The following is a 24,645-nucleotide window of genomic DNA, read 5'->3' as shown; positions in this document are numbered from 1 at the left end:
CAAATGAGCCCCCGGGGGCAGCCGTCATGACACGCGCCATATCCCTGCACCAGGTGAGCAAGTCGTACACGCGAGGCTTCCGGGTCGTGGACCGGCTCTCGCTGGACATCGAGCCCGGCGAGTTCCTCGTCCTCCTCGGGCCCTCCGGCTGCGGCAAGTCCACCGTGCTGAGGATGATCGCCGGGCTGGAGGAGATCGACGAGGGCGAGCTGCTGCTGGACGGCGAGTGGTCCAACGACCTGCTGCCCGCCGACCGGCACATGGCGATGGTCTTCCAGAACTTCGCCCTCTACCCGAGCATGACCAGCCGGGACAACATCGGCTTCCCGCTGCGCATCGAGTCGCCCGGCGAGAATCCCCGCGCGCGTGTGGACGCCACCGCGCGCATGCTGGGCATCGAGGACCTCCTCGACCGCTTTCCCGCCCAGCTCTCCGGCGGCGAACGCCAGCGCGTCGCCATGGGCCGGGCCATCGCCCGCCACCCCACCGCCTTCCTGATGGACGAGCCGCTGTCCAACCTCGACGCCAAGCTGCGCAACCACCTGCGCGCCGAAATCTCCGCTCTCACCCGGAAGTTGGGCGTCACCACGGTGTACGTCACCCATGACCAGGCCGAGGCGATGTCGCTCGGCGACCGGGTGGCCGTCCTGCGCGGCGGCGTCCTCCAGCAGGTCGGCACCCCGCGTTCGGTGTACGCCCTGCCCCGCAACGTCTTCGTCGCCGCCTTCATCGGCACCCCGCGCATCAACCTCCTGCGCGGCCTCGTCCGCGCCCCGCTGGACGGCGCGATGACCGTCAGCCTCGGCAAGCAGTACCTCCGACTGCCCGAACCCCTCTCCCTGGACCACCAGTTGCTGCGCGTCCAGCAGGGCCGCGAGGTGATCGTGGGTCTGCGCTCGGAGGCGGTGCGGATCGCCTCGCCCGCCACCGCTCGCCCCGGCGAGGTGCACATCACCGGCCTCGTCGAGCACGTGGAGTTCCAGGGGCACGAGGTCCTCGTCCACTTCAACACCGGCTCCCAGCCGGCCGTCGTACCGGACCTGGAGGCGCCGCGCCCCGTCCCGCCGGTCCGGCGCCGCCGCCGCGACGCCGGCACGGTGCTGGAGCGGCTCCGCGGCCGGGCGGGCGCCTTGCGTGCCGGGCCGGTGGTGACGCTGGAGCATCCGGCCGACGCGGCTGCCGACCTGGCGCCGCCCGAGGGCCGGCTGCCCGGCGATCTCATCGTGCGCACCACGCCCGACATCGACCTCCGGCACGGCATGCAGGTCCCGCTCCTCGTCGACATCGCCCACCTCTTCGTCTTCGACCAGCACGGCGACCGCATCTGCCCGGCCCCGGCACGACTGCCGGATTTGGATGAATGAGACACCTCGGGCATAGGTAGCTATGGGTGCATGAACGTGCAACTCACCCGAACCAGGACCGCCTTGGCGGTGTCCGGTCTGCTGCTGGCCGTCGGTGCGCCCACCGCGTACGCCACCCTCGACGACGGAGCCGCCTCGGCGCCGTCGCGGGGTGAGCCGTACGTCGAGACGCAGCTCTTCTTCGGCACCGCGCGCCCCGACGGCGGCCCGGCCGTCACCGACCGGCAGTTCATGGCGTTCGTCGACAAGGAGGTCACGCCGGACTTCCCGGACGGCCTGACCGTGCAGAGCGGGCGCGGGCAGTGGCGGGACGCGAGCGGGGCGATCGAGAAGGAGCGGTCGTACGAGCTGATCCTGCTGTACCCGGTGGGGCGGGCGACCGCGAACGACGGGAAGATCGAGGAGATCCGCCGGGCCTATGCGAAGCAGTTCGGCCAGGAGGCCGTGGCTAGGGTGGACGACAGGGCCAGAGCGGACTTCTGAAGCCGGGGGAGCCTGGCGCCCGAAAACTATCGCCGCTAGTTTATGAGTCTCACGACGACACGGCCCAGCCCGGGAGGACGCACCATGAAGGCGCACGACGGCATGTACATCGACGGCGAGTGGCGCCCCGCCGCCGGCCCGGACACCATCGACGTCGTGAACCCGGCCGACGAGCAGGTCATCGGCCAGGTCCCGGCCGGTACGGCCGCCGACATCGACACCGCCGTACGGGCCGCCCGGGCCGCCCTACCGGTCTGGGCCGCCACCCCGCCCGCGGCACGGGCCGCCCGGCTGACCGCCCTGCGGGACGCCCTGGAGGCCCGCAAGGACGAGATCGCCGAGACGGTCACCGCCGAGCTCGGCTCGCCGCTGAAGCTCTCGCAGACCGTGCACGCGGGCCTGCCGATCGCGGTCGCGGGCGGCTACGCCGAGCTCGCGGCGACGTACGCCTTCGAGGAGAAGGTCGGCAACTCCACCGTCCACCACGAGCCCATCGGCGTGGTCGGTGCGATCACGCCCTGGAACTACCCGCTCCACCAGATCGTCGCCAAGGTCGCCCCGGCACTGGCCGCCGGCTGCACGGTCGTGCTGAAGCCCGCCGAGGACACCCCGCTGGTCGCCCAGCTGTTCGCCGAGGCGGTGCACGAGGCCGGCGTCCCCGCGGGCGTCTTCAACCTGGTCACCGGCCTCGGCCCGGTCGCGGGCCAGGCGCTCGCCGAGCACCCGGGCGTCGACCTGGTCTCCTTCACCGGCTCCACGGCGGTCGGCCGGCAGATCGCCGCGGTCGCCGGCGCGGCGATCAAGAAGGTGGCCCTGGAGCTCGGCGGCAAGTCGGCCAACGTCATCCTGCCGAGCGCCGACCTGGCCAAGGCGGTCAATGTCGGTGTCGCCAACGTCATGTCCAACTCCGGGCAGACGTGCAGCGCCTGGACGCGGATGCTGGTGCACCGGGACCAGTACGACGAGGCCGTCGGGCTGGCCGCGGCCGCCGCCGCGAAGTACGGCGAGCGGATCGGCCCGGTGGTGAACGCCAAGCAGCAGGAGCGGGTGCGCGGTTATATCGAGAAGGGTGTGGCCGAGGGCGCGCGGCTGGTGGCAGGCGGCCCCGAATCGCCCCGCGAGCAGGGCTACTTCGTCTCTCCGACCGTCTTCGCCGACGTGACCCCGCAGATGACGATCGCCCAGGAGGAGATCTTCGGCCCGGTCCTGTCCGTCCTGCGCTACGAGGACGAGGAGGACGCCCTGCGCATCGCCAACGGCACCGTGTACGGCCTCGCCGGCGCGGTCTGGGCGGGGGACGAGGCGGAGGCGGTGGCCTTCGCCCGCCGTATGGACACCGGACAGGTCGACATCAACGGCGGCCGCTTCAACCCGCTCGCCCCCTTCGGCGGCTACAAGCAGTCCGGCGTCGGCCGCGAGCTCGGCTCGCACGGTCTCGCCGAGTACCTCCAGACCAAGTCCCTGCAGTTCTGAGGAGCGTTCACGTGGTACGCGCAGCCGTCCTGCCCGAAGTGGGCGCCCCGCTGAAGATCACGGACATCGAGCTTCCCGACCCAGGCCCCGGCCAGGTCCGCGTCCGTCTCGCCGCCGCCGGGGTGTGCCACTCCGACCTGTCCCTGTCCAACGGCACCATGCGGGTGCCGGTCCCCGCCGTCCTCGGCCACGAGGGCGCCGGCACGGTCGTCGCCGTCGGCGAGGGCGTCACCCATGTCGTGCCCGGCGCCGAGGCCGTCCTCAACTGGGCCCCGTCCTGCGGCAGTTGCCACGCCTGCTCGCTCGGTGAGGTCTGGCTGTGCGCCAACGCCCTCAACGGCGCCGCCGACGTGTACGCCCGCACCGCCGACGGCACCGACCTCCACCCCGGTCTGAACGTCGCCGCGTTCGCCGAGGAGACGGTCGTCCCGGCGGGCTGCGTCCTGCCGCTCCCGGCCGGCATCCCCCTCACCGACGCCGCCCTCCTCGGCTGTGCGGTCCTCACCGGCTACGGCGCCGTCCACCACTCGGCGCGGGTCCAGCCCGGCGAGACGGTCGCGGTGTACGGCGTCGGGGGAGTGGGCCTCGCGGCACTGCAGGCGGCCCGGATCGCGGGTGCCGGGCGCATCGTCGCGGTCGACGTGTCCCCGGCGAAGGAGGAACTGGCGCGCGCGGCCGGAGCCACCGACTATGTGGTCGCCTCCGAGAACACCGCCCGCGCGATCCGGGGACTGACGGACAAGCAGGGCGTGGACGTGGCCGTCGAGTGCGTGGGCCGCGCGGCCACGATCCGCACGGCCTGGGACTCGACCCGCCGCGGCGGCCGCACCACGGTCGTCGGCATCGGCGGCAAGGACCAGCAGGTCACCTTCAACGCCCTGGAGATCTTCCACTGGGGCCGGACCCTCTCCGGCTGCGTCTACGGCAACTCCGACCCGGCGCGGGACGTGCCGGTCCTTGCCGAGCACGTACGCGCGGGCCGCCTGGACCTGGGCGCGCTCGTGACGGAACGGATCGGCCTGGAGGGCATCCCGGCGGCCTTCGAGAACATGCTCGCGGGGAAGGGCGGCAGGGCGCTCGTGGTGTTCTAGCCCTGCTTTCCGCGCGCCCCGGCCTCCGTGCGAGGCCGGGGCCGCAGGCATGCCCGGAACCCGCTCTGTGTGCCATGTGCAGGCAAAAACTCCTGCTGTACGACCGTTGACGTACATACCGTCCGGTCAGTACGTTCCCCGGAACCTGAGCCACCCCCCGTTCCGTCCCCAGCACCCATCGGAGTGTGCACGCATGGACACGGCACCTTCCGCCCAGCCGCTCACCCCCACCGCGCCCGCCGTCGGCAACCGCCGCCGCGTCGCCACCGCCGCCGCTCTCGCGTCAGCCGTGGAGTGGTACGACTACTTCGTCTTCGGTATCGCAGCCGCTCTCGTTCTCGGCGACCTGTACTTCCCGGCCGGCAGCCCCACCGCCGGGGTGCTCGCGTCCTTCGCGACCTTCGCCGTCGGCTTCCTGGCCCGACCCATCGGCGGCATCGTCGCGGGCCAGCTGGGCGACAAGCGCGGCCGCAAGCCGATGCTGGTCCTCGCGCTCACCCTGATGGGCCTCGCCACCACAGGCATCGGCCTGCTCCCGACCTACGACACGATCGGCGTCGCCGCCCCGATCCTGCTGGTCCTCTTCCGCGTGCTGCAGGGCATCGCCGTAGGCGCCCAGTGGGGCGGCGCGATGCTGATGGCCACCGAGTACGCCCCCGAGGGCAAGCGCGGCATCTACGGCAGCTTCGTCCAGCTCGGCGTCCCCATCGGCGTGGTGACCGCCAACACGGTGTTCCTGCTGGCCGGCGCGTTCACCACCGACTCCGAGTTCGCGGCCTGGGCCTGGCGGGTGCCGTTCCTCGTCGGCCTGTTCGTCCTCGTGCTCGCCTGGTACATCCACACGCGCGTGGAGGAGACCCCCGAATTCCGGGAGGCGGAGAAGAAGCTGGCCGAGGAGCAGAAGGCCGAGCAGTCCTCCCCGTTGCGTACGATCCTGCGCGACCACCTCGGTACGGTGCTCCTCGCCGGAGGCTCCTTCGCCGTGAACACGGCGACCTTCTACATCATCATCACCGGCGTGCTCGACTACACGACCCGCGAACTCGGGATGAAGAAGAGCGCCGTCCTCACCGTCTCCCTCTGCATCAGCCTCACCCAGCTGGTGCTGATCCCGGCCGCCGCCGCGCTCTCCGACAAGTTCGGACGCATCCGTATCTACGCGATCGGCGCGGCCGGCATCGCGCTGTGGGCCGTACCGCTGTTCCTGCTGATCGACACCGGCTCACTGCTGTGGCTGGCCGTCGGCACGTTCGTCGCCAGCTGCTTCCTCAGCATCATGTACGGCCCCCAGGCGGCCCTGTTCGCCGAGCTGTTCACGCCCGAGATGCGGTACACGGGCGCCTCCCTCGGCTACCAGATCGCGGCTGTGCTCGGCGGGGGTCTCGCCCCGTTCGTCATGGTGCTGCTGCTGGAGGCCACGGGCACTTCCATGGCGGTCTCGGGCTACATCATCGGCCTGGCGGTGGTCGCCCTGCTGTCCATCAAGGTCCTTGCGGACAGGGCGCGTTCACGCTGACTCGCGGGTCTGCTCGGGTTGTGGCACACCGGCCACGACCCGGGCGGCCCGAGCGCGGGAGCGCGACACGGCGACCCCGGCCAGACACAGCGCCCCGCCCGCCAGGGTGAGCAGCCCCGGCACCTCGCCCAGCGTCAGCCAGGACATCAGCACGACCAGCGCGGGCACCGCGTACGTGGTCGCGCCCATCCGGCTGGCGGTCGTACGGGCCAGGGCGTACGCCCAGGTCGTGAAGGCCAGCGCCAGCGAGAAGACGCCCAGGTAGACCATGTTGAGCGTGGCCGACAGCGAGGCGTCGGCCAGATCGCCGATCAGCTGCCCGGCGAACGGCAGGCAGAGCACCGCCCCGACCAGGCACCCGAACGTCGTCACCTGCAGCGCGCTCGCGTGGCCGAGCGCCGGCTTCTGCGCCACGGCACCGCCCGCGTAGCCGATCGCGGCGAGCAGGCACAGCACCACGCCGAGCAACGAGGAGCCACCTCCGCCCGACATCGACAGCCCCACGGTCACCGCGCCCGCGAACGACACCGCCATTCCGGCCAGCAGCCGCGGCGGCATCGGATCGCCGAGCACCCGGGCGGCCAGCAGGGCCATCAGGATGGGCCCGATGTTCACCACGAGAGCCGCCGTACCGGCGTCCACCTGCTGCTCGCCCCAGTTCAGCACGACGCTGTAGAAGCCGAACCACAGCAGGCCCGATATCGCGATGCCGGGCCAGGCCGCCCGCGGCGGCAGCCCCTCCCGCCGGACGAGGCAGATGCCCCCCAGCACCAGCGCGCCGACGAGCAGCCGCCCCAACGCGAGCGCACCGGGCGAGTACTCGGCCCCCGCACTGCGGATGGACACGAAGGCCGAGGCCCACAGCACGACGGTCACGGTGGCCGCACCGGCAGCAAGGAGCTCGGCACGACGGGCGGGGCGGGCGGAGGAGGTGCTCATCATGCTCCCGAGGCTAGGAGGAAAGGGAGGGCGAGGGCTCGCGGATTTCGGACGTGGCGATGGGGCGGGCGGCCGGCACCTGACCATCCGGCGTCTGCTCACCAAACGAGGGGCGGGGCGGCGCCCGGCAATCCGGCGTGTGGTGACCCACCGAGGGTCGGGGGCGGCGCCTGACAGTCCGGCGTGTGGTGACCCACCGAGGGTCGGGGGCGGCGCCTGACAGTCCGGCGTGTGGTGACCCACCGAGGGTCGGGGGCGGCGCCTGACAACCTGGCGTCCACTGAACCAACCAAGGGGCGCGGGGAACTGCGCGACCAGCCCCCACGCACCCGCACCCGGCACACGACACAGCACACCCCCCACGCACCCGACAGCACCCGCACTCGCACCCGGCAGCACCGCACACCACCCCGCGCCCGCCCGCCTCACCGCAACGCCCCCGCATCCACACCGAGCAGCTCCCCCAACGCCCGCTCACCCGACGGAGTCACTTTCACGGCCCGCTCCGACCCGATCCGCGCACACCACCCCACCTCCAGCGCGTGCCGGCACAGAGCGGCGCCCGCGACCCCGGCCAGATGAGGGCGGCGCTCAGTCCAGTCGAGGCAGGCCCGGGCCAGCGGGCGGCGACCGGCACGGTCGAGCGGAATGCCGACGGCGTCGAACCAGCCGAGCCCCGCGTCGGTCAGCGCGAACCCCGTGTCCTGCCGCAGCAGCCCGCGCGAGGTCAGCGCGTCGGTGACGGCGATGCCGAGCCGTCCGGCGAGATGGTCGTAGCAGGTGCGGCCCCGGGCCATGGCCGAGCCCGCGCTGGACTCCCGCAGGTTCCGGGGCCGACGGTCCGTCCCCGGGCCGACCTGCGCGGCGAGGTCCTCCACCAGCTGGGCGACCCGCGCGTCGGCGAGCCGCACGTACCGGTGCCGTCCCTGCCGTTCCTCGGTGAGCAGCCCGCCCGCGACGAGCTTGCCCAGATGCTCGCTCAGCGTCGACGCGGCGACCCCGGCGTGCCGGGCCAGCTCACCTGCGGTCCACGCCCGCCCGTCGAGCAGCGCCAGCAGACAGGCCGCCCGGGTCTCGTCGGCGAGGAGACCGGCGAGGCGGGCCAGCTGCGAAGCCTGGGGATCCCTGGTGGTCATGGGTCCCAGCATGCGACACGGACACTTCGGCGCCGGCCGAAGTATCAGCGGGCGTGCCTACGTGGCCCGCCCGACCTGCTCGTACTGCCGCGCGAGACCGTCCAGCAGCGCCGTCAGGCCCGTGTCGAAGGCGCGCTCGTCGATCTTCTCCTGCAGCTCGGCGAGGAGATGGGCCTGCCCGAGGTGGGGATAGTCGGCGGGGTCGTACGCGCTCGCGTCGTCCACGAAGCCCCCGGCGAACGAACCGAGCGCCGAGCCCATGATGAAGTACCGCATCAGCGCACCGATCGACGTGGCCTGGGCCGGGGGCCAGCCCGCCTCGACCATCGCGCCGTAGACGGCGTCGGCGAGTCGCAGCGCCGCCGGGCGGCGTCCGGGGCCGCGGGCGAGGACCGGGACGATGTTCGGGTGGTCGCGCAGGGCGGCCCGGTAGGAGACGGCCCAGTCGTGCAGCGCGGTGCGCCACTCCCGGCCGTCGTCGAACATCGACAGATCGACCTGCGCGCTGACCGAGTCGGCGACCGCCTCCAGGATCTCGTCCTTCGTGCGGAAGTGGTTGTAGAGGGAGGGCCCGCTCACGCCCAGCTCGGCGGCGAGCCGACGCGTGGAGACGGCCGCGAGGCCCTCGGCGTCCACGAGTTCGCGAGCCGTCGCGACGATCCGGTCGTAGCTGAGGAGGGGCTTGCGCGGTCGGGCCATGGCGCACATAGTAGGGCTGCCGGACAGAAACTAGCAGTGCTAATTTAAATGTACGGCTTTCAATGTACGGCCGTCGAAGTCCGTTCTCTGTGGGGTGACTCGGCATGAATCTGGAGCTCAGCGACGAGCAGACCGCCGTCCGGCAACTCGCCCGCGACTTCGTGGGCCGCGAAATCGCCCCGCACGTCGTCGCGTGGGACCGGGCCGAGGAGGTGGACCGCGGAGTCGTCAAGAAGCTCGGTGAGGTCGGCTTCCTGGGCCTGACCATCGACGAGGAGTACGGCGGCTCGGGCGGCGACCACCTGGCGTACTGCCTGGTCACGGAGGAGCTGGGCCGGGGCGACTCCTCGGTGCGCGGGATCGTGTCGGTCTCCCTCGGCCTGGTCGCCAAGACCATCGCCGCCTGGGGGAGCGAGGAGCACAAGCGCCGCTGGCTGCCCGGGCTCACCTCCGGTGAGGAGGTCGGCTGCTTCGGCCTCACCGAGCCGGGCACCGGCTCCGACGCCGGCAACCTCGCCACGCGGGCGGTCCGCGACGGCGGCGACTACGTCCTCAACGGCACCAAGATGTTCATCACGAACGGCACCTGGGCCGATGTCGTCCTGCTCTTCGCCCGCTCCACCGACGCGCCCGGCCACAAGGGCGTCTCCGCCTTCCTGGTCCCCACCGACACTCCGGGCCTGACCCGCCGCACCATCCACGGCAAGCTCGGCCTGCGCGGTCAGGCCACTGCCGAGCTGGTCCTCGAGGACGTCCGGGTGCCCGCGGCGGCCATGCTGGGGGAGGAGGGCAAGGGCTTCTCGGTCGCGATGTCGGCGCTGGCCAAGGGACGGATGTCGGTCGCCGCCGGGTGCGTGGGCATAGCTCAGGCCGCCCTGGACGCGGCCGTCCGTTACGCCGGTGAGCGCGAACAGTTCGGCAAGTCCATCGCCCGGCACCAACTGGTCCAGGAGCTGATCAGCGACATCGCCGTCGACGTGGACGCGGCGCGGCTGCTGACCTGGCGGGTCGCCGACCTGATCGACCGCGGGCTGCCCTTCGCCGTCGAGTCCTCCAAGGCCAAGCTGTTCGCCTCGGAGGCCGCCGTCCGTGCCGCCAACAACGCCCTGCAGGTCTTCGGCGGCTACGGCTACATCGACGAGTACCCGGCGGGCAAGCTGCTGCGCGATGCCCGTGTGATGACCCTGTACGAGGGCACGAGTCAGATCCAGAAGCTGGTCATCGGGCGGGCGCTGACCGGGGTTTCAGCGTTCTGAGTACGTGGCTGAGTAGTTCAGCGGATGTGGCGCGGGGCACGTTCGCCGACCCTTGGCCCATGAGTGACACACCGGTCAAGCAGCAGAGTACGGCCGCCTTCCACGGTCAGGCCGTCGCGTCCTTCGCGGTCGCCATGGCCGCCACCGGCATCGGCATCTACCAGCTGAGCGCCGACGCCTGGGTCCGCGGCTTCCTCGCGATCGCGGTTCTCTACCTGGTGACCTCGGCGTTCACGCTCGCCAAGGTCATCCGGGACCGTCAGGAGGCCGGGCAGATCGTCAGCCGGGTCGACCAGGCCCGGCTGGAGAAGCTGCTCGCCGATCACGACCCCTTCGAGAAGATCTGAGCCCCGGCGGGTGCGGGACCGGCTGGGTCCGGCCGGGTCCGGCTCGTTCAGGCCCCTCCCGGCCGCCTCACTAAGCGCTCGCTCAGTATCGGCGGTATGGTGGTGGCTCTGTCAGCGAGAGGGGCGAGTGAGCGATGAGTACGGCGGAGGACACGGCCGGCGGCGAGACGTCGGCGTGGGGTGAGGTCACGCCCGACGCGGCCCGGCGGCTGCTGATCGCCGCCGTGGAGGCCTTCGCCGAGCGCGGCTACCACGCCACCACGACCCGTGACATCGCGGGCCGCGCCGGTATGAGCCCGGCCGCGCTCTACATCCACTACAAGACCAAGGAAGAGCTGCTCCACCGCATCAGCAGGATCGGCCACGAAAAGGCGCTGGAGATCCTGCAGACGGCGGCCCGCCGGGACGGCACGCCGAACGAGCGGCTCGCCGACGCGGTGAGTTCCTTCGTCCGCTGGCACGCCGGGGGACGTACGACCGCGCGGGTCGTGCAGTACGAGCTGGACTCGCTCGGCCCGGACGCCCGCGACGAGATCCTCGCGCTGCGCCGGCAGTGCGACGCCGAGGTGCGCGCGATCATCGAGGACGGCGTGGCCGCCGGTGCCTTCGACGTGCTGGACGTGAAGGGTACGACCCTCGCCGTCCTCTCGCTGTGCATCGACGTGGCCCGCTGGTTCAACGTCGACGGCCCGTGGACGCCCGACGAGGTCGGCGCGCTGTACGCCGACCTCGTGCTGCGGATGGTGGGGGCGAAGTAGCCCGCGCTCAGCGGTGGCCGCGGCTCAGAAGTAGTAGCGGGAGACGGACTCGGCGACGCACACCGGCTTGTCCCCGCCCTCGCGCTCCACGGTGAAGGCGACGGTCACCTGGACGCCGCCCGTGACGTCGTCGACGCCGGTGATGGTGGCGGTGGCGCGCAGTCGGGAGCCGACCGGCACCGGGGCGGGGAAACGGACCTTGTTCGTCCCGTAGTTGACGCCCATCTTCACACCCTCGACCGCGATGAGCCGGGGTCCGAAGAGGGGGAGCAGGGACAGGGTGAGGTACCCGTGGGCGATGGTGGTCCCGAAGGGTCCCGCGGCGGCCTTCTCGGGATCCACGTGGATCCACTGGTGGTCGCCGGTCGCCTCCGCGAACAGGTCGATCCGCTTCTGGTCGACCTCCACCCAGTCGGTGTACCCCAGCTGCTCACCCACTGCAGCCTTCAGGTCGTCGGCGCCCGTGAAGATCCTCGGCTCTGCCATGTCCCGGCCTCTCGCGTCGCGTGTCTCAAGCCATGTCTAAGCAACTGCTTAGCATGCTAGGCCGAGGAGCCCCTGTCAACGGACCGGGGCCGTGCCGCGGTAGGTAGGTTTGAGGGGTGCCCCAGATCCCCGAGAAGATCCACGAGCTCACGGTCGGCCAGCTCGCCGCCCGTAGCGGCGCCGCCGTCTCCGCCCTGCACTTCTACGAGTCCAAGGGCCTGATCAGCAGCCGCCGCACCTCCGGCAACCAGCGCCGCTACACCCGTGACACCCTCCGCCGGGTCGCCTTCGTCCGCGCCGCCCAACGCGTCGGCATCCCGCTGGCGACGATCCGCGACGCCCTCGCCGAACTCCCCGAGGAGCGCACCCCCACCCACGAGGACTGGGCACGCCTGTCGGAGGCCTGGCGCTCGGAACTGGACGAACGCATCAAGCAACTGAACCGCCTCCGCGACCACTTGACCGACTGCATCGGCTGCGGCTGCCTCTCCCTGGACACCTGCATCCTCTCCAACCCGAACGACGCCTTCGGCGAACGCCGGGCGGGATCGCGCCTGATGGTGGAGCAAGGGGGAGGCCGGGGGAACGGGGGGAATGGCGGCGGGGCTGGAAGGTAGGGGCAGAGGCCGACGTAGGCGGCCGGGGGGGGCTGACGCCGAGCAACTGGCGCGGCGCCCGTCCCGCAGAGAGCCGCACCCCGCCGGCGCGGGTGAGCGCCCGGGCTCAGCCCGACGTCGAACACCCGCAAACCGGCGGAGCCCGAGTCACTCGTACTCGGTCCCGCCCTTGCGCGTCAGATACGCCGGACTGACCGCCTTCGCGATGGCCCGTCCGCCGGTCACCGCGCTGTACCGCTCGGCAACCGGACGTATCACCACGCCCTCCCGCAGATGCAGCTCCCGCCCGGATACGGTCTCCCGGCCGCTGGCGACCTCCAGTACCCGATCGATGTCGAACGGACCCTCGAACAGCCGTGGCACCAAAGGCAGTTCGCCCTTCAGCACCTCCGCCGCGTCCAGCCACTGCACGCGGCCGCCGATCTCCGCGGACACGTCGAACACGGCGTACCCCAAGGTCTCCCGACGCCCGTCGGCCCCGTACGTCAGGTCCTGCACCCCCGCGCCGTACACCTCACCGAAGACACCCACCCGCCGCGCGCCCAACCGCTCGGCCACGCGAGCCGCGACCTCGGCGACGCCGTGCGCCTGCACCGCCCGCCAGTACAGGTTCCGTGGGTCCTCCTTCAGCGCCAGCGACTTCGACCCGAAGCCCTTGGAGGACACGTACACCCGCTCCTCGTCGGCGACATACGTCAGAAGGCACGCCGACCCGTGCAGCTTCTCTGTCAGCACGACGGGCTCACCCGGTTCGAAGATGCCCGGATACCGCTGGATGTTCTCGATGTCGACCCAGGACAGCAGATCCGGCGCCGACTCCACGTCGCCGGACATCGTGGGCGGGACGGGCGGCACCCACTTGGTGATCCCGAGCCGCTCGGCGAAGTCGGCACCCTCAGCGGCCGCCCGCGCCAGATCGACGCCGGCCAGCGCGTCGGGTCGGCACACGATCCCCTGCGACAGCTCACCGCGCAGCCGCACCGCCTTGACCCGGTCGGCCTTGCTCCCCGCCAGCCGCCCGGTCAGCCCCAGCTCCTCGATCAGCCCGGCCGGCAGCACGGACTGCTCGGGGATGTACACGGCGGCATCACCCGTGCGGTACGCGCCCTTGGCGACGACGGCACGGTACAGACCCACCTGGGCCAGCTCCAGCGCGTCGGCGTTGGGATGTTCGTGGACGGTCAGCACTTCGGCGGTGACGCGCAGCGTCGACATGAGGGCTCCTCGGTGTTGCTCAGACGGGTTTCATCGCCCCCAACTGTCCGGACGGGAAAGGGATGGAGCGACGGGATTAGCGCCTGCTATCGTCGCGATCTTCGGCCGGCGGCCCGCCGCCGTGCACGGAGTCCTGACGGGACGGTCTTCCATGCCCTCGCCCGCCCTCGATGCCGCCCTCGCGGACATCGACACCGTCTTCAACGGTTTCGCCAGCCCCACCGAGACCGGCTGTGGTCGCTGCTTCGACCCGGAGGAGACGGCATACCTGCGCAGGCCGTACACGCGCGTGCCCGCCGATCTGCTGCGCCGGTTCGTCTACAAGTCCCCGGACCACTTCGAGGATCACGCCGCGGTGATGCGGCGCCTGCTGCCGCAGTGCGCGCGGGCCATGGCGGACGGCAGCCTGGACTTCCTGTGGTGGGGGCACGGACTCTCCCGGGTGGACTGGCGCTCCTGGCCGACGGCGCAGGCGGACGCCCTCGACGTGTTCCTGCTCGCCTGGTGGCAGGACGCCCTCGTCACCCCTGAGCCGCCCTATGGCATCGCGGACATCTTCGACATGGTCACGGCGGTCTCCGGTGACGTCACGACCTTCCTCGACGGATGGATCAGGCATCCCACGGCCGATGCCCATGTCGTGCAGTGCGTACGTCACTGGCTCGACGACCTGCTCAGTGACGCCTCACCCCTGTCGTTCTGGGTCGGTGACGGAGAGGACGCGGCTGTCGCCGAACTCCAGTCCTGGCTGGCCACACACGCCCCTGCCCGCCTCCGTGCCCAGGGCGAGCCGGACCTCGCGGCCCGCACCGGACTCCTCGCCCTCCCTCACGACGAGCGCTGGTCCCACCCGTACTGGACGAGCCCCTCGGCGACCAACTGAGCGTTGGATGCCGCCCGTTCCCCGTCCGGCAGGACCAGCGTGTCCTCCAGGCCGATGCGCGTCGCCAGCCCCAGCCGCCCCGCCAGCCGCAGCACCGGCCACGCTCCACCGTCCTCCCCGTGCAGCAGCACGGGGCGCCCGAACGCCGGGCCCAGGTCGGTCAGCAGCGCACGCGCGGTCTCCTCGGCCGTCTCGGCGGACGTGTCCGTCACCTCCGCCAGCACCCGCAGCACCCTCGGCCCCAGCGGCGAAGCGGCGAACCGGGCCGCCCCGTTCGTGCCGGACCAGATGCCGGCCTCGACGCCCACGCCTCGCTCGATCAGCGCCGCGGCGATCTCCTCGGCGCCCTCCTCATGCCAGTTGACCGAGGCGTGGTCCGGCAGCACCCTCCAGCTGCGTACGCGCTCCAGCCGGGCCTCGGGGTCCGGTTCCGCCCACGCCCCTGTCGTCACACCGATCGGCACCGGCACCCGGGCCCGTATCGCCTCCAGCGTCGGCGCGAGCACGCGCGGCGACAGACTGTCCTGCCCGCAGGGGGTCTTGGGGTGGACATGGATGTCCGTGGCCCCGGCCGCGACGGCCTCGGCCGCGGAGTCGGCCAGCGCATCCGGCGAGAGCGGCACCACCGCACCGTCGCCCGCTCCTCGGGACCCGTTCAGACACACCTGGATCATGCCTCGATGGTGCCAGTCACCACTGACACCGGGGCCCACGCGGCATGACGGGTGGGCAAAAGGGGGTGCGGCATCCCCGGCGCACCCCCGTCGTACTAGGCGGACACAAGCAACCGCCGCTCGCGCCGCGACGCCGCCAGCGCTTCGGGCGTGAGAACCGGACGCGGCACCACGATTCCGCAGTCCGTGCAGACCGGGCCCGACGACGGTTCATGGGCCAGGTCGTACTGCCAGATCAGTCGCTCCCCGCCGCACACCGGGCACTCGCAGCCCGGATCGCGCTCCAGCGCGGAGATCAGTCGGCGCAGCACCTCGGCCAGCGGTTCATCGGGGTGGACCCGGGGGTTGTCGCACCAGGCGACTCCGAAACCGCCCCAGGTCAGCCGGTGCCAGTCGTCCACGCTGCCCGGCCTGCGCAGTCCGTCGTGCTTTTCCTTCCTGCGTCGCTCGGCGAACTCGACCTCGTAGGCCAGCCAGACCGAACGCGCTTCCTCCAGCTCGTCCAACGCGGCCACGAGCCGCGCCGGATCGGGGGACCGGTCCTCCGGACCGAACCCTGCCCGGGAGCACAAGTGGTCCCAGGTCGCCCTGTGCCCGTAAGGAGCGAAACGCTCAAGGCACTTACGCAGCGAGTAGCGCCGAAGCGCCAGATCGCACCGCGGGTCGCGCACCTGTCTCGCCAGACTCCGGAAACCGGCCATCGCCCTGCACCTCCGTCACACCTGCACCTGTACTTCGGTCACTTCGGCGTCGTCGCACGGACTTCGTGCGACGTTGACGAATAGACGTATCGACAAGCGATTCGGCTCCATCCCCGCTCCATCCGATTGTTGATGGCCCTCATGGCGCTCCCTCGTGTGGCCTCCATCGCGCTTCCTGGTGACTCCCAAACGGGACGCATGTTCATCTTCAATCTCGGGGATACCGCCGGTAACATCCCGGCTCACCCTCGTCGGTAGGAGCGGCCATGCCACGGCGTACCCCACGCAACGCCCTAGTCGGACTGAGAACTCCCGGCAGATTCCACGGGTTCCTGAAGACCGCGTCCATATGCGCTCTGATCGCCGGTCTTTTATCGCCACTTTCCCCGGCGGTCGCCGCGCCCGAGGCGGCGGCGGCCGCCGACCACTGCGGGAACCAGTGCTCCGACATCCTGCCGCCGGGCCAGAACGGCAACGCGACCCTCGCCCAGATCCTGCTCAACCAGGCCTTCGGCACAATGCCCGATCATGCCTCCGACCAGCTGGGTCCCTATGCCGACCTGGCCAGGGGCCACACCGGCCTCACCAACGCGACGATCAACAACTTCTTCAACGATGCCTCGTTCGGCGTCCCGTCCGATCAAGTCGCCTCCACCGTGAATCCCGCCGGGCGCGGCGACGTGACGATCGTCCGTGACAAGAAGACGGGTGTGCCGCACATCACCGGTACCACCAGATACGGCACGGAGTTCGGCGCCGGCTATGCGGCCGCCCAGGACAGACTGTGGCTGATGGACGTCTTCCGGCACGTCGGACGCGGGCAGCTGACCTCCTTCGCGGGCGGCGCGCCCTCCAACCAGGGTCTGGAGCAGCAGTTCTGGCGTCATGCGCCGTACACCGAGGCCGATCTCCAGGCGCAGATCGACAACGCCGTCGCCTCGAACGGCGAACGCGGGCAGCTGGCACTCGCCGACGCCAAGGCCTATCTCGACGGCATCAACGCCTACATCGACGCCTCCGACAGGGGCCGCTACTTCCCCGGCGAGTACGTCCTGACCGGTCACAAGGACTCCGTCACCAACGCCGGCACGATCGAGCACTTCAAGCTGACCGACATGGTCGCGCTGGGCTCCGTCATCGGTGCCCTCTTCGGCTCAGGGGGCGGCGGCGAGGTCGACAACGCGATCTCCCTGCTGGCCGCCCAGGAGAAGTACGGCGTGGCCGACGGCACCGAGCTCTGGGAGTCGTTCCGCGAGCGCAACGACCCCGAGGCCGTCGTCACCGTCCACGACAAGAGCTTCCCGTACGCCACCAAACCCGAGAACCCACAGGGCGAGGCCCTGCCCGACGCCGGCTCGGTCGCCGAGGAACAGCTCGTGTACGACCGTGCCGGCAGCGCGGCCGGCTCCGCCGCGACCGGCGCCTCCACCAAGGCCGCCGAGACCGCCATGACCTCGGCGAAGCGAGGCATGTCCAACGCCCTGGTGGTGAGCGGCGAGCACACCGCGAGCGGCCACCCGGTCGCCGTCTTCGGCCCGCAGACCGGCTACTTCGCACCCCAGCTCCTCCTGCTCCAGGAGATCCAGGGCCCCGGCATCAGCGCCCGCGGCGCCTCCTTCGCGGGCCTGAGCATGTACGTCGAGCTCGGCCGCGGCCAGGACTACGCATGGAGCGCCACGACCTCCGGCCAGGACATCATCGACACCTACGCCGTCGAGCTCTGCCAGGACGACCACCACTACCTTTACCGCGGCACCTGCACGGCGATGGAGAAGATCGAGCAGAAGAACGCCTGGAAGCCGACGACCGCCGACAGCACGCCGGCGGGCTCGTACACGATGCGGGTCTGGCGGACGAAGTACGGCCCCGTCACGCACCGCGCCACCGTCGGCGGCAAGAAGGTCGCCTACACCACACTTCGCTCGTCCTACCTGCACGAGGCCGACTCGATCATCGGCTTCCAGATGCTGAACGACCCCGATTACGTCAAGGGCCCGGAGGACTTCCAGAAGGCGGTGCAGCACATCAACTACACCTTCAACTGGTTCTACGCCGACTCCGAGCACACCGCCTACTACAACAGCGGCGACAACCCGGTGCGGGCGACCGGCGTCGACGCGGAGTTCCCGGTGTGGGCACAGTCGGCCTACGAGTGGCGGAACTGGGACCCGGCGACGAACACGGCGCAGTACACCCCGCCCTCGGCCCACCCCAACTCCATCGACCAGGACTACTACGTCTCCTGGAACAACAAGCAGGCCAAGGACTACACGACCGCACCCTGGGGCGACGGTTCGGTCCACCGCGGCAACCTGTTGGAGGACCGGGTGCGCAGGCTCGTCGACGCGGGCGGCGTGACCCGGGCCTCGCTGGTGAAGGCGATGGCCGACGCGGGCCTTGCCGACCTGCGGGCCCAGGACGTACTCCCGGACCTGCTCAAGGTCGTCACCGGTTCCCCGGTGACCGACTCCACGGCCGCGGCGGCGGTGGGCAAGCTGCAGACGTGGCTGGCGGCGGGCGGCAGGCGCACCGAGACGGCGGCCGGTTCGAAGAAGTACGCCGACGCCGACGCGATCCGGATCCTGGACGCGTGGTGGCCGCTGCTGGTGAAGGCCCAGTTCGAACCGGGCCTCGGCAGCGAGCTGTATGCCGCGATGACGGACAACCTGCCCATCGACGAGTCCCCGTCGGCCACCCACGGCCCGACCGGCGCGCACGCCGGAAGCGCCTTCCAGTACGGCTGGTGGTCCTACGTCGACAAGGACCTCCGCGCCGTGCTCGGTGAGTCGGTGCAGGGCCCGCTCGACCGCAAGTACTGCGGGGCCGGCAGCCTCAGCGCCTGCCGGGACCTCCTGATCGGCACCCTGAAGGAGGCGGCCGGCAAGACCGCGGCCCAGGTCTACCCCGGCGACGACCAGTGCTCGGCGGGCGACCAGTGGTGTGCCGACTCGATCGTCCAGCGCACCCTGGGCGGCATCAAGCACGGCAGGATCAGCTGGCAGAACCGGCCGACGTATCAGCAGGTGGTGGAGTTCACGTCACACCGGTGACGGGAAGGCGGCGGGTCACTTGATGCGGCCCGCCGCCAGCACCACCTGCGCCAGCTCCCGGTGCACGATGTCGCTGTGCGCCCCCGCCGGCGGCCCCCCGCGCCTGACGACCGCCGCCGCGTCGATGTTCACGCACCCCGAGGCAGGCAGGTTCGCCTTCAGCGCGTCGGCCAGCTTGAACGACCGTGTCCCCGGCACCGCCTGCACCCCGCCGTGCCCCATCGCACCCCACTTGGCGCCCAGCGCCCGGCCGACGTCGACAGCGGCGACCCCACGCGCGTCCCCCGCCATGCGGGAGGCCAGCGGATACATCGTCGACAGGGCCGAGTCGTGCCGCGAGTGGCAGCACACCAGCGGTCCGTCGATACGGTTGTGCTGGCCCTCCAACACCCCACCGGCGCGCGCGTCGTGCGGCAGCCGGGACGCGAACGCGTAGTGCGAGAAGGCGCCCTGGAGCAGGGTGACCGACTTCACCGTGCGCACGCCCTTCGGCAGCCCGCGCAGCGCGAACGACACCAGCCGCGCTCCGAAGCTGTGCCCGACCAGATGCACGCGCGCCTGCGGAGCCCGTGCGGCCAGCTGCCCCACCACCCGGCCGAGCCCGCGCTCACCCACCGTCCCGGCCCGCCGCTTCATGGCGTAGTACGTGGCCTGCCGCAACAGTTCGTGCGCGCCCTCCCAGGGGTTCGGCAGCGAGAACGAGGCCGCACCGTCCGGCGCTTCGAGATGCGCCAGCGCCTGCGCGAACTCCTCGCACACCGCCGCCACCGACCCCGAGAGCATGTCCGGCGCGTTCTGCGGCACGCCCTCCGCCAGCGTGTCCGCCGCGAACAGCGCCTGCGGCCCCGGCGGAACGACGTCCACCAGCATCCGCACCAGCCGCCCGAACTCCCGCAACTCGGCCTCCTCGCGCGGCTGCTGGTCCAACAGCCGCGCGATCTGATCGATCACGGTCGCCCGGCCGGGAAAGGTCTCCAGCAACGCGTGCCGGGTGTCCTTGTCCAGCACAGGCCGCCGCGGAAGCTCGGCCGCCACCGCACGCGGGAAGTCCGGGATCGGCTCGTCCGAGAACCTCATCGACGGCCAGACCACGCCCACGTACCCGATCTTCGCCGCCGGGGCGAGCTGCGGGATCGGCGCGAAGAAGCGGTCGTAGAGCCGGGTCGCCACCGAGCGGTCGTTGTTCCAGCCGTGCGCGAAGACGATCAGATCACGGACGTTGTGCCGTCCCACCCCGGCGAGCAGCCGGTCCCGCGTCCGGGAGTCCGGATCGCCGTCCGCGTCGAAGGTCAGCTCCCAGTAAGGAGTCACGCTCACTGCCGGTTCCGCCATGACGGGCCCCTCGTCCCCCGAAGTGGTGCGATACGGGCGCATCGTCCTGCTACCGGGCGGGATTGGCCATACGTCGTCACCCATCCGTGTAACCCGGTTGCGGGGCACTCACTTGTACAGGAGGTACTCCCGCCGCACCCGCCGGAACGCCGCCAGCTCCCCCTGCCAGCCCGCCACCACCTCGTCGGCGCTCGCGCCCGCGTCGATCATCGTGCGGACCTGGGTGGAGCCGGTGAGCTTGTCGATCCAGTTGTCCGCACGCCAACTGAAGCCGCTCCACGACCTCTTGGCGGTCACCAGCAGGGCGATGCCGGTGCGGACGGGGTCGTATGCGGCGCGGTCGTCGACGTGGATCTGTACGCCGCCGATGGTCTTGCCCTGGAACTTGGAGAACGTCGGCGCGAAGTAGGCCTCTCGGAAGCGCACCCCGGGGAGGCGGAGTTCGTTCGCGGCCGCCGCCCAGCGTCCGTCGATGCCTTCCGCGCCCAGCAGTTCGAAGGGGCGGGTGGTGCCGCGCCCCTCCGAGAGGTTCGTGCCCTCGAAGAGACAGGTGCCCGAGTAGACGAGGGCGGTGTCCGGCGTCGGCATGTTCGGGCTCGGCGGCACCCACGGCAGGTCCCAGGCGTCGTAGAACTCGGACCGCTTCCAGCCGGTCATCCGTACGGTCTCCAGTGGCACCGGGGCGGTGAGGAACTCCCCGTTGAACAGCCGAGCCAGCTCGGCGACCGTCATGCCGTGCGCCTGGGAGATGGGCTTGCGGCCGACGAAGGTGGCGAACTCCTCGTGGAGGACGGGGCCCTGGGCCGCTCGTCCGGTCACCGGGTTCGGCCGGTCCAGCACGACGAAGCGCTTGCCGGCCAGCTGAGCCGCCTCCATGCAGTCGTAGAGCGTCCAGATGTAGGTGTAGAAGCGGGCGCCCGCGTCCTGGATGTCGAAGACCACCGTGTCCACGCCGGACGCGGTGAAGATGTCGGCGAGGGGCCGGCCGCTCTTCAGGTACGTGTCGTAGACCGGCAGACCGGTCGCCGGGTCGTCGTAGCGGCCCTCGGAGCCGCCTGCCTGCGCGGTGCCGCGAAAGCCGTGTTCGGGGCCGAAGACGGCCGTCAGGTTCACCCTTTCGTCGGCGTGCATGACGTCTACGATGTGGCGGACGTCGCGGGTTACGCCGGTGGGGTTGGTGACGATTCCGACCTTCTGGCCTTCGAGGACCGAGTAACCGTCGGCTGCGAGCCGCTCGAAGCCGGTCTGTCTGCGGCGGCGCTCGGCTGCATGGGATGCGGTGGCTGTGGGGAGGGAGATTGCTGCCGTTGTCGCTGCGAGGAGAGCTCGTCTGGATAGGCGCATGGGGGGCACGGTATTGCTCCCGCGGCTTGTGTGGAAGGTGCGGGTTGTCTGGGGTTGCTCGCGCCGTACCCCGCGCCCCTGAGGGTGCCGCAGTCGCCCTTCCGTGTGACATACCGACCGGTTAGTCTGGCGTCGTAGCAGAGCCGCAGTCGAAGGAGACCGATGGTGGAAGCCGTTCAGAGTGCCGGAGTCGTCGTGACCGGGGCTGGGGGTGGCATCGGGGCTGCGCTGGCCCGGCGCTTCGCCGCCGAGGGGGCTCGTGTCGTCGTCAACGATCTGGACGCCGGGAAGGCCAAGGCAGTCGCCGACGAGATCGGCGGCATCGCGGTCGCCGGTGACGCGTCCGCCGTCGTGGCCGACGCCCGGGACGCGCTCGGTGGCACGGTCGACGTCTACTGCGCCAACGCCGGTGTCGCGTTCGGGGGGGACGACCCCGGACAGCCGCTCGACGAAAAGGCTTGGTCCACGTCCTGGGACGTCAACGTGATGGCACACGTGCGTGCCGCCAACGAACTTCTCCCGGCCTGGCTGGAGCGCGGCAGCGGACGCTTCGTCTCCACCGTCTCCGCCGCCGGACTGCTCACCATGATCGGCGCCGCGCCCTACGCCGTCACCAAGCACGGCGCCTACGCCTTCGCCGAGTACCTGTCGCTGACGTACCGCCACCGCGGCGTCAAGGTGCACGCCATCTGCCCGCAGGGCGTGCGCACCGACATGCTGGACGCCACCGGCAGCGCGGGTGACCTGGTGCTCAAGCCCACCGCCATCGCGCCGGAGGACGTGGCGGACGCCCTGTTCAAGGGCATGGCGGAGGACCGTTTCCTGATCCTGCCGCACCCCGAGGTCGCCGGGTACTACCAGACGCGCGCCGCCGAGCCGGACCGCTGGCTGACCAACATGAACCACCTCCAGCAGAAGTGGGAGGAAGCCCGGTGACCGAATCCCCGTACGCGGCCAAGCCCTGGGTGGCCCTGCTCACCGACGTCCAGCGCGCCCCGATAGCACCGGCCGACTCGCTCGTGCACGCCCTGCGCCGGGCCGTCGCCGAGACCCCGGAGCGTGTCTTCCTCGCCTACTTCGACGGCCGCCTGACCTACCGCGAGGTCGACGAGCTCAGCGACTCCGTCGCCGGGCACCTCGCCGCCCGTGGCCTGGAGCGCGGCGACCGGGTGGCGATCCTGCTGCAGAACTCCCCGCACTTCGTGATCGCCCTGCTCGGCGCCTGGAAGGCGGGGGCGGTCGTCGTGCCGGTCAACCCCATGTACAAGTCGGGGGAGGTCGGCCATGTCCTGCGGGACGGGGAAGTGGCCGCGCTGATCTGCTCGGACCGGGCCTGGGAGTCGTATCTGCGCGAGACGGCGGCCGACTCGCCGGTGCGGATCGTGCTCACCGGCTGTGAGCTGGACTTCCAGACGCGGGGCGACGCGCGCGTGCTGACCTTCGAGCGGCTGCCGGGGGCCGAGGACGCCGACGACCTGACGACCGTCGCCCGCGCCGGCCACAAGGCGCCGCAGGGGCGTGACCTCGGCCCGTCCGACATCGCGCTGATCAGCTACACCTCGGGTACGAGCGGCACCCCCAAGGGCGCGACCAACACGCACGGCAACGTCATGTACAACGCCGAACGGCAGCGGACGGGGCTCGGTCTGCCGGACGCGCCCGTGTACTACGCGCTGGCGCCGCTGTTCCACATCACCGGGATGGTGTGCCAGCTCGGCGCATGCCTCAACAGCGCGGGCACGCTGGTGCTCACGTACCGCTTCGACGCGGGCGTCGTGCTGGACGCGTTCGCCGAGCACCGGCCGCACTACACGGTCGGCCCGTCGACGGCCTTCATGGCGCTGGCCGCCCACCCGGCCGTCACCCCGGAGCACTTCTCCTCCTTCGTGAACATCTCTTCGGGCGGCGCCCCCGTGCCGCCCGCCCTGGTCGAGAAGTTCCGGGCCGGCTTCGGGCCGTACATCCGCAACGGGTACGGCCTCACCGAGTGCACCGCCCCCTGCGCGTCGGTGCCGCCCGGCCTGGAGGCCCCCGTCGACCCGGCCTCGGGGACGCTGGCCGTGGGGCTGCCGGGCCCGGAGACGGTCGTACGGATCGTCGACGACCGGGGCGAGGAGGTGCCGTTCGGCGAGCAGGGCGAGATCGTGGTGCGCGGGCCGCAGGTCGTGCCCGGCTACTGGCGGCGCCCCGACGCCACCGCCGAGACCTTCCCCGACGGCGAACTGCGCACCGGCGACATCGGCTTCATGGACGCCGAGGGCTGGCTGTACGTCGTCGACCGCAAGAAGGACATGATCAACGCGTCGGGCTTCAAGGTCTGGCCGCGCGAGGTCGAGGACGTGCTCTACACGCACCCGGCGGTGCGCGAGGCGGCCGTCGTGGGGGTGCCCGACGGGTACCGCGGGGAGACCGTCAAGGCGTACATCAGCCTCCGTCCGGGTGCGGAAACGGACCCCGACACACTCGCCGCCTACTGCAAGGAGAGACTGGCCGCCTACAAATATCCGCGGCAGGTGGAGATCCTGCCCGACTTGCCCAAGACGGCAAGTGGGAAGATCCTCCGTCGGGAACTTCGTTCCCGGGCGAACGACGGCTAGACGCAAGCAGGAAAATCTCGGAAGGGCAGGTGGCGGCACAGTGGCCAGGACGACGGACGGTGACGGTACGCCCGTCCCGCAGCGGCTGCTCGCCGCCGCCACCCGGCTCTTCGCGGAGCGCGGCTACGACCGCACCTCCGTGCAGGAGATCGTCGAGGCGGCCGGCGTCACCAAGGGGGCGCTTTACCACTACTTCGGCTCCAAGGACGACCTCCTGCACGAGGTGTACGCGCGCGTGCTGCGCGTTCAGCAGGAGCGGCTGGACGCCTTCGCGGGGGCCGACGAGCCCATCGAGAAGCGGCTGCGGGGGGCGGCGGCGGACGTCGTGGTGACGACCATCGAGAACCTCGACGACGCGATGATCTTCTTCCGGTCGATGCACCATCTCAGCCCGGAGAAGAACAAGCAGGTGCGCGCCGAGCGGCGGCGCTACCACGAGCGCTTCCGTGCGCTCGTCGAGGAGGGCCAGGAGACGGGCGTCTTCTCCACGGCGACCCCGGCGGACCTCGTAGTGGACTACCACTTCGGCTCCGTCCACCACCTGTCGACGTGGTACCGCCCCGACGGCACGATGAGCCCCCAGGAGGTCGCGGACCACTTGGCGGACCTGCTGCTGCGCGCCCTGCGTCCCTGAGGCCACGGGTAAGGGGCGGTCGCTCTCGCGGCCGCCCCTCGCATACGTCC

General features: G+C 71.2%; 23 protein-coding genes. 14 read left to right on the top strand and 9 right to left on the bottom strand.

Annotation, left to right across the window (positions count from 1 at the left end):
* Positions 1–26 precede the first annotated feature (26 nt).
* From AB5J55_RS08485 to AB5J55_RS08465, 5 genes are all read left to right on the top strand, one after another.
* Positions 27–1,364, top strand: coding sequence for an ABC transporter ATP-binding protein (locus tag AB5J55_RS08485; protein WP_369270056.1), 1,338 nt, complete (start codon positions 27–29; stop codon positions 1,362–1,364).
* A gap of 30 nt (positions 1,365–1,394) precedes the next feature.
* Positions 1,395–1,847: a DUF3574 domain-containing protein gene (locus AB5J55_RS08480; RefSeq protein ID WP_369270055.1), complete on the top strand. Its 453-nt coding sequence runs from the start codon at positions 1,395–1,397 to the stop codon at positions 1,845–1,847.
* A gap of 84 nt (positions 1,848–1,931) precedes the next feature.
* Positions 1,932–3,320: an aldehyde dehydrogenase family protein gene (locus tag AB5J55_RS08475; protein WP_369270054.1), complete on the top strand. Its 1,389-nt coding sequence runs from the start codon at positions 1,932–1,934 to the stop codon at positions 3,318–3,320.
* Positions 3,321–3,331: 11 nt separating this feature from the next.
* On the top strand, positions 3,332–4,411 hold the full coding sequence (locus AB5J55_RS08470) for a Zn-dependent alcohol dehydrogenase (protein ID WP_369270053.1): 1,080 nt from the start codon (positions 3,332–3,334) through the stop codon (positions 4,409–4,411).
* A 193-nt stretch (positions 4,412–4,604) separates the two neighbouring features.
* Positions 4,605–5,927: an MFS transporter gene (locus tag AB5J55_RS08465; protein WP_369270052.1), complete on the top strand. Its 1,323-nt coding sequence runs from the start codon at positions 4,605–4,607 to the stop codon at positions 5,925–5,927.
* Here AB5J55_RS08465 and AB5J55_RS08460 read toward each other — a convergent pair.
* From AB5J55_RS08460 to AB5J55_RS08450, 3 genes are all read right to left on the bottom strand, one after another.
* The gene (locus AB5J55_RS08460; RefSeq protein WP_369270051.1) at positions 5,919–6,869 is read right to left on the bottom strand and encodes a DMT family transporter; all 951 of its coding nucleotides are present in this window, start codon (positions 6,867–6,869) and stop codon (positions 5,919–5,921) included. The two genes, AB5J55_RS08465 and AB5J55_RS08460, sit on opposite strands and share 9 nt — an antisense overlap.
* 422 nt (positions 6,870–7,291) lie before the next feature.
* Positions 7,292–8,002, bottom strand: a complete 711-nt coding sequence (locus AB5J55_RS08455) for an ArsR/SmtB family transcription factor (protein WP_369270050.1) — start codon at positions 8,000–8,002, stop codon at positions 7,292–7,294.
* A 57-nt stretch (positions 8,003–8,059) separates the two neighbouring features.
* A complete protein-coding gene (locus AB5J55_RS08450; protein ID WP_369270049.1) occupies positions 8,060–8,701 on the bottom strand; it encodes a TetR/AcrR family transcriptional regulator in 642 nt (213 codons plus the stop codon).
* Between the two features lie 104 nt (positions 8,702–8,805).
* Here AB5J55_RS08450 and AB5J55_RS08445 point away from each other — a divergent pair, with 104 nt between their 5' ends.
* The 3 genes from AB5J55_RS08445 (at position 8,806) to AB5J55_RS08435 (ending at position 11,062) form a co-directional block, all read left to right on the top strand.
* Positions 8,806–9,957 (top strand): acyl-CoA dehydrogenase family protein, encoded by a 1,152-nt coding sequence (locus AB5J55_RS08445; protein ID WP_369270048.1) that lies wholly within the window; start codon positions 8,806–8,808, stop codon positions 9,955–9,957.
* 59 nt (positions 9,958–10,016) lie between these two features.
* Positions 10,017–10,304, top strand: a complete 288-nt coding sequence (locus AB5J55_RS08440; RefSeq protein WP_369270047.1) for a YiaA/YiaB family inner membrane protein — start codon at positions 10,017–10,019, stop codon at positions 10,302–10,304.
* A 134-nt stretch (positions 10,305–10,438) separates the two neighbouring features.
* On the top strand, positions 10,439–11,062 hold the full coding sequence (locus AB5J55_RS08435; protein WP_369270046.1) for a TetR/AcrR family transcriptional regulator: 624 nt from the start codon (positions 10,439–10,441) through the stop codon (positions 11,060–11,062).
* Between the two features lie 24 nt (positions 11,063–11,086).
* On the opposite strand, the gene AB5J55_RS08430 is transcribed toward AB5J55_RS08435, so the two are convergent.
* Positions 11,087–11,548, bottom strand: coding sequence for a MaoC family dehydratase (locus AB5J55_RS08430; RefSeq protein ID WP_369270045.1), 462 nt, complete (start codon positions 11,546–11,548; stop codon positions 11,087–11,089).
* Positions 11,549–11,664: 116 nt separating this feature from the next.
* Between AB5J55_RS08430 and soxR the strand changes: the two genes are divergently transcribed.
* The gene (gene soxR / locus AB5J55_RS08425; RefSeq protein WP_369270044.1) at positions 11,665–12,165 is read left to right on the top strand and encodes a redox-sensitive transcriptional activator SoxR; all 501 of its coding nucleotides are present in this window, start codon (positions 11,665–11,667) and stop codon (positions 12,163–12,165) included.
* A 147-nt stretch (positions 12,166–12,312) separates the two neighbouring features.
* On the opposite strand, the gene AB5J55_RS08420 is transcribed toward soxR, so the two are convergent.
* A complete protein-coding gene (locus AB5J55_RS08420) occupies positions 12,313–13,380 on the bottom strand; it encodes an RNA ligase (ATP) (protein WP_369270043.1) in 1,068 nt (355 codons plus the stop codon).
* A gap of 151 nt (positions 13,381–13,531) precedes the next feature.
* Here AB5J55_RS08420 and AB5J55_RS08415 point away from each other — a divergent pair, with 151 nt between their 5' ends.
* Positions 13,532–14,263 (top strand): hypothetical protein, encoded by a 732-nt coding sequence (locus AB5J55_RS08415; RefSeq protein WP_369270042.1) that lies wholly within the window; start codon positions 13,532–13,534, stop codon positions 14,261–14,263.
* Here the strand turns inward: AB5J55_RS08415 and AB5J55_RS08410 are convergent.
* On the bottom strand, positions 14,209–14,937 hold the full coding sequence (locus AB5J55_RS08410) for a 3-keto-5-aminohexanoate cleavage protein (protein ID WP_369270041.1): 729 nt from the start codon (positions 14,935–14,937) through the stop codon (positions 14,209–14,211). The genes AB5J55_RS08415 and AB5J55_RS08410 overlap by 55 nt on opposite strands.
* 95 nt (positions 14,938–15,032) lie before the next feature.
* A complete protein-coding gene (locus tag AB5J55_RS08405; protein ID WP_369270040.1) occupies positions 15,033–15,638 on the bottom strand; it encodes a hypothetical protein in 606 nt (201 codons plus the stop codon).
* Positions 15,639–15,904: 266 nt separating this feature from the next.
* Between AB5J55_RS08405 and AB5J55_RS08400 the strand changes: the two genes are divergently transcribed.
* The gene (locus tag AB5J55_RS08400; protein ID WP_369270039.1) at positions 15,905–18,688 is read left to right on the top strand and encodes a penicillin acylase family protein; all 2,784 of its coding nucleotides are present in this window, start codon (positions 15,905–15,907) and stop codon (positions 18,686–18,688) included.
* Positions 18,689–18,703: 15 nt separating this feature from the next.
* Here the strand turns inward: AB5J55_RS08400 and AB5J55_RS08395 are convergent, their stop codons facing one another.
* Together AB5J55_RS08395 and AB5J55_RS08390 are read right to left on the bottom strand one after the other, a co-directional pair.
* Positions 18,704–20,020 carry a serine-threonine protein kinase gene (locus tag AB5J55_RS08395; RefSeq protein ID WP_369270038.1) on the bottom strand — a complete coding sequence of 439 codons (1,317 nt, stop codon included), beginning with the start codon at positions 20,018–20,020 and terminating at the stop codon, positions 18,704–18,706.
* A 108-nt stretch (positions 20,021–20,128) separates the two neighbouring features.
* Complete coding sequence (locus AB5J55_RS08390; protein WP_369270037.1) at positions 20,129–21,364, bottom strand: exo-beta-N-acetylmuramidase NamZ domain-containing protein; 1,236 nt, start codon at positions 21,362–21,364, stop codon at positions 20,129–20,131.
* 162 nt (positions 21,365–21,526) lie between these two features.
* On the opposite strand from AB5J55_RS08390, the gene AB5J55_RS08385 reads away from it, so the two are divergent.
* The 3 genes from AB5J55_RS08385 to AB5J55_RS08375 are packed head-to-tail and all read left to right on the top strand — an operon-like array spanning position 21,527 to position 24,595.
* The gene (locus tag AB5J55_RS08385; RefSeq protein ID WP_369270036.1) at positions 21,527–22,300 is read left to right on the top strand and encodes an SDR family oxidoreductase; all 774 of its coding nucleotides are present in this window, start codon (positions 21,527–21,529) and stop codon (positions 22,298–22,300) included.
* Complete coding sequence (locus tag AB5J55_RS08380; RefSeq protein ID WP_369270035.1) at positions 22,297–23,961, top strand: class I adenylate-forming enzyme family protein; 1,665 nt, start codon at positions 22,297–22,299, stop codon at positions 23,959–23,961. Before AB5J55_RS08385 ends, AB5J55_RS08380 begins: the two co-directional genes overlap by 4 nt.
* Positions 23,962–24,001: 40 nt before the next feature.
* Entirely contained in the window at positions 24,002–24,595 is a 594-nt protein-coding gene (locus AB5J55_RS08375) for a TetR/AcrR family transcriptional regulator (protein WP_369270034.1), read from the top strand.
* The last annotated feature ends 50 nt before the right edge of the window (positions 24,596–24,645 follow it).

The organism is Streptomyces sp. R11, assembly GCF_041051905.1.
Lineage (GTDB): Bacteria > Actinomycetota > Actinomycetes > Streptomycetales > Streptomycetaceae > Streptomyces.
The sequence above is the reverse complement of the archived record's forward strand: the minus strand, read 5'-3'. Positions and strand labels throughout refer to the sequence as shown.

What these genes read in the sequence shown, in the direction of transcription:
- AB5J55_RS08430 (WP_369270045.1), bottom strand. Translation starts at nt 11,548, where the DNA reads ATGGCAGAGCCGAGGATCTTCACGGGCGCCGACGACCTGAAGGCTGCA.
- AB5J55_RS08390 (WP_369270037.1), bottom strand. Translation starts at nt 21,364, where the DNA reads ATGCGCCTATCCAGACGAGCTCTCCTCGCAGCGACAACGGCAGCAATC.
- AB5J55_RS08405 (WP_369270040.1), bottom strand. Translation starts at nt 15,638, where the DNA reads ATGGCCGGTTTCCGGAGTCTGGCGAGACAGGTGCGCGACCCGCGGTGC.
- AB5J55_RS08440 (WP_369270047.1), top strand. Translation starts at nt 10,017, where the DNA reads ATGAGTGACACACCGGTCAAGCAGCAGAGTACGGCCGCCTTCCACGGT.
- AB5J55_RS08460 (WP_369270051.1), bottom strand. Translation starts at nt 6,869, where the DNA reads ATGATGAGCACCTCCTCCGCCCGCCCCGCCCGTCGTGCCGAGCTCCTT.
- AB5J55_RS08465 (WP_369270052.1), top strand. Translation starts at nt 4,605, where the DNA reads ATGGACACGGCACCTTCCGCCCAGCCGCTCACCCCCACCGCGCCCGCC.
- AB5J55_RS08400 (WP_369270039.1), top strand. Translation starts at nt 15,905, where the DNA reads ATGCCACGGCGTACCCCACGCAACGCCCTAGTCGGACTGAGAACTCCC.
- AB5J55_RS08435 (WP_369270046.1), top strand. Translation starts at nt 10,439, where the DNA reads ATGAGTACGGCGGAGGACACGGCCGGCGGCGAGACGTCGGCGTGGGGT.
- AB5J55_RS08445 (WP_369270048.1), top strand. Translation starts at nt 8,806, where the DNA reads ATGAATCTGGAGCTCAGCGACGAGCAGACCGCCGTCCGGCAACTCGCC.
- AB5J55_RS08395 (WP_369270038.1), bottom strand. Translation starts at nt 20,020, where the DNA reads ATGGCGGAACCGGCAGTGAGCGTGACTCCTTACTGGGAGCTGACCTTC.
- AB5J55_RS08480 (WP_369270055.1), top strand. Translation starts at nt 1,395, where the DNA reads ATGAACGTGCAACTCACCCGAACCAGGACCGCCTTGGCGGTGTCCGGT.
- AB5J55_RS08450 (WP_369270049.1), bottom strand. Translation starts at nt 8,701, where the DNA reads ATGGCCCGACCGCGCAAGCCCCTCCTCAGCTACGACCGGATCGTCGCG.
- AB5J55_RS08415 (WP_369270042.1), top strand. Translation starts at nt 13,532, where the DNA reads ATGCCCTCGCCCGCCCTCGATGCCGCCCTCGCGGACATCGACACCGTC.
- AB5J55_RS08485 (WP_369270056.1), top strand. Translation starts at nt 27, where the DNA reads ATGACACGCGCCATATCCCTGCACCAGGTGAGCAAGTCGTACACGCGA.
- AB5J55_RS08455 (WP_369270050.1), bottom strand. Translation starts at nt 8,002, where the DNA reads ATGACCACCAGGGATCCCCAGGCTTCGCAGCTGGCCCGCCTCGCCGGT.
- AB5J55_RS08410 (WP_369270041.1), bottom strand. Translation starts at nt 14,937, where the DNA reads ATGATCCAGGTGTGTCTGAACGGGTCCCGAGGAGCGGGCGACGGTGCG.
- AB5J55_RS08475 (WP_369270054.1), top strand. Translation starts at nt 1,932, where the DNA reads ATGAAGGCGCACGACGGCATGTACATCGACGGCGAGTGGCGCCCCGCC.
- AB5J55_RS08385 (WP_369270036.1), top strand. Translation starts at nt 21,527, where the DNA reads ATGGTGGAAGCCGTTCAGAGTGCCGGAGTCGTCGTGACCGGGGCTGGG.
- AB5J55_RS08420 (WP_369270043.1), bottom strand. Translation starts at nt 13,380, where the DNA reads ATGTCGACGCTGCGCGTCACCGCCGAAGTGCTGACCGTCCACGAACAT.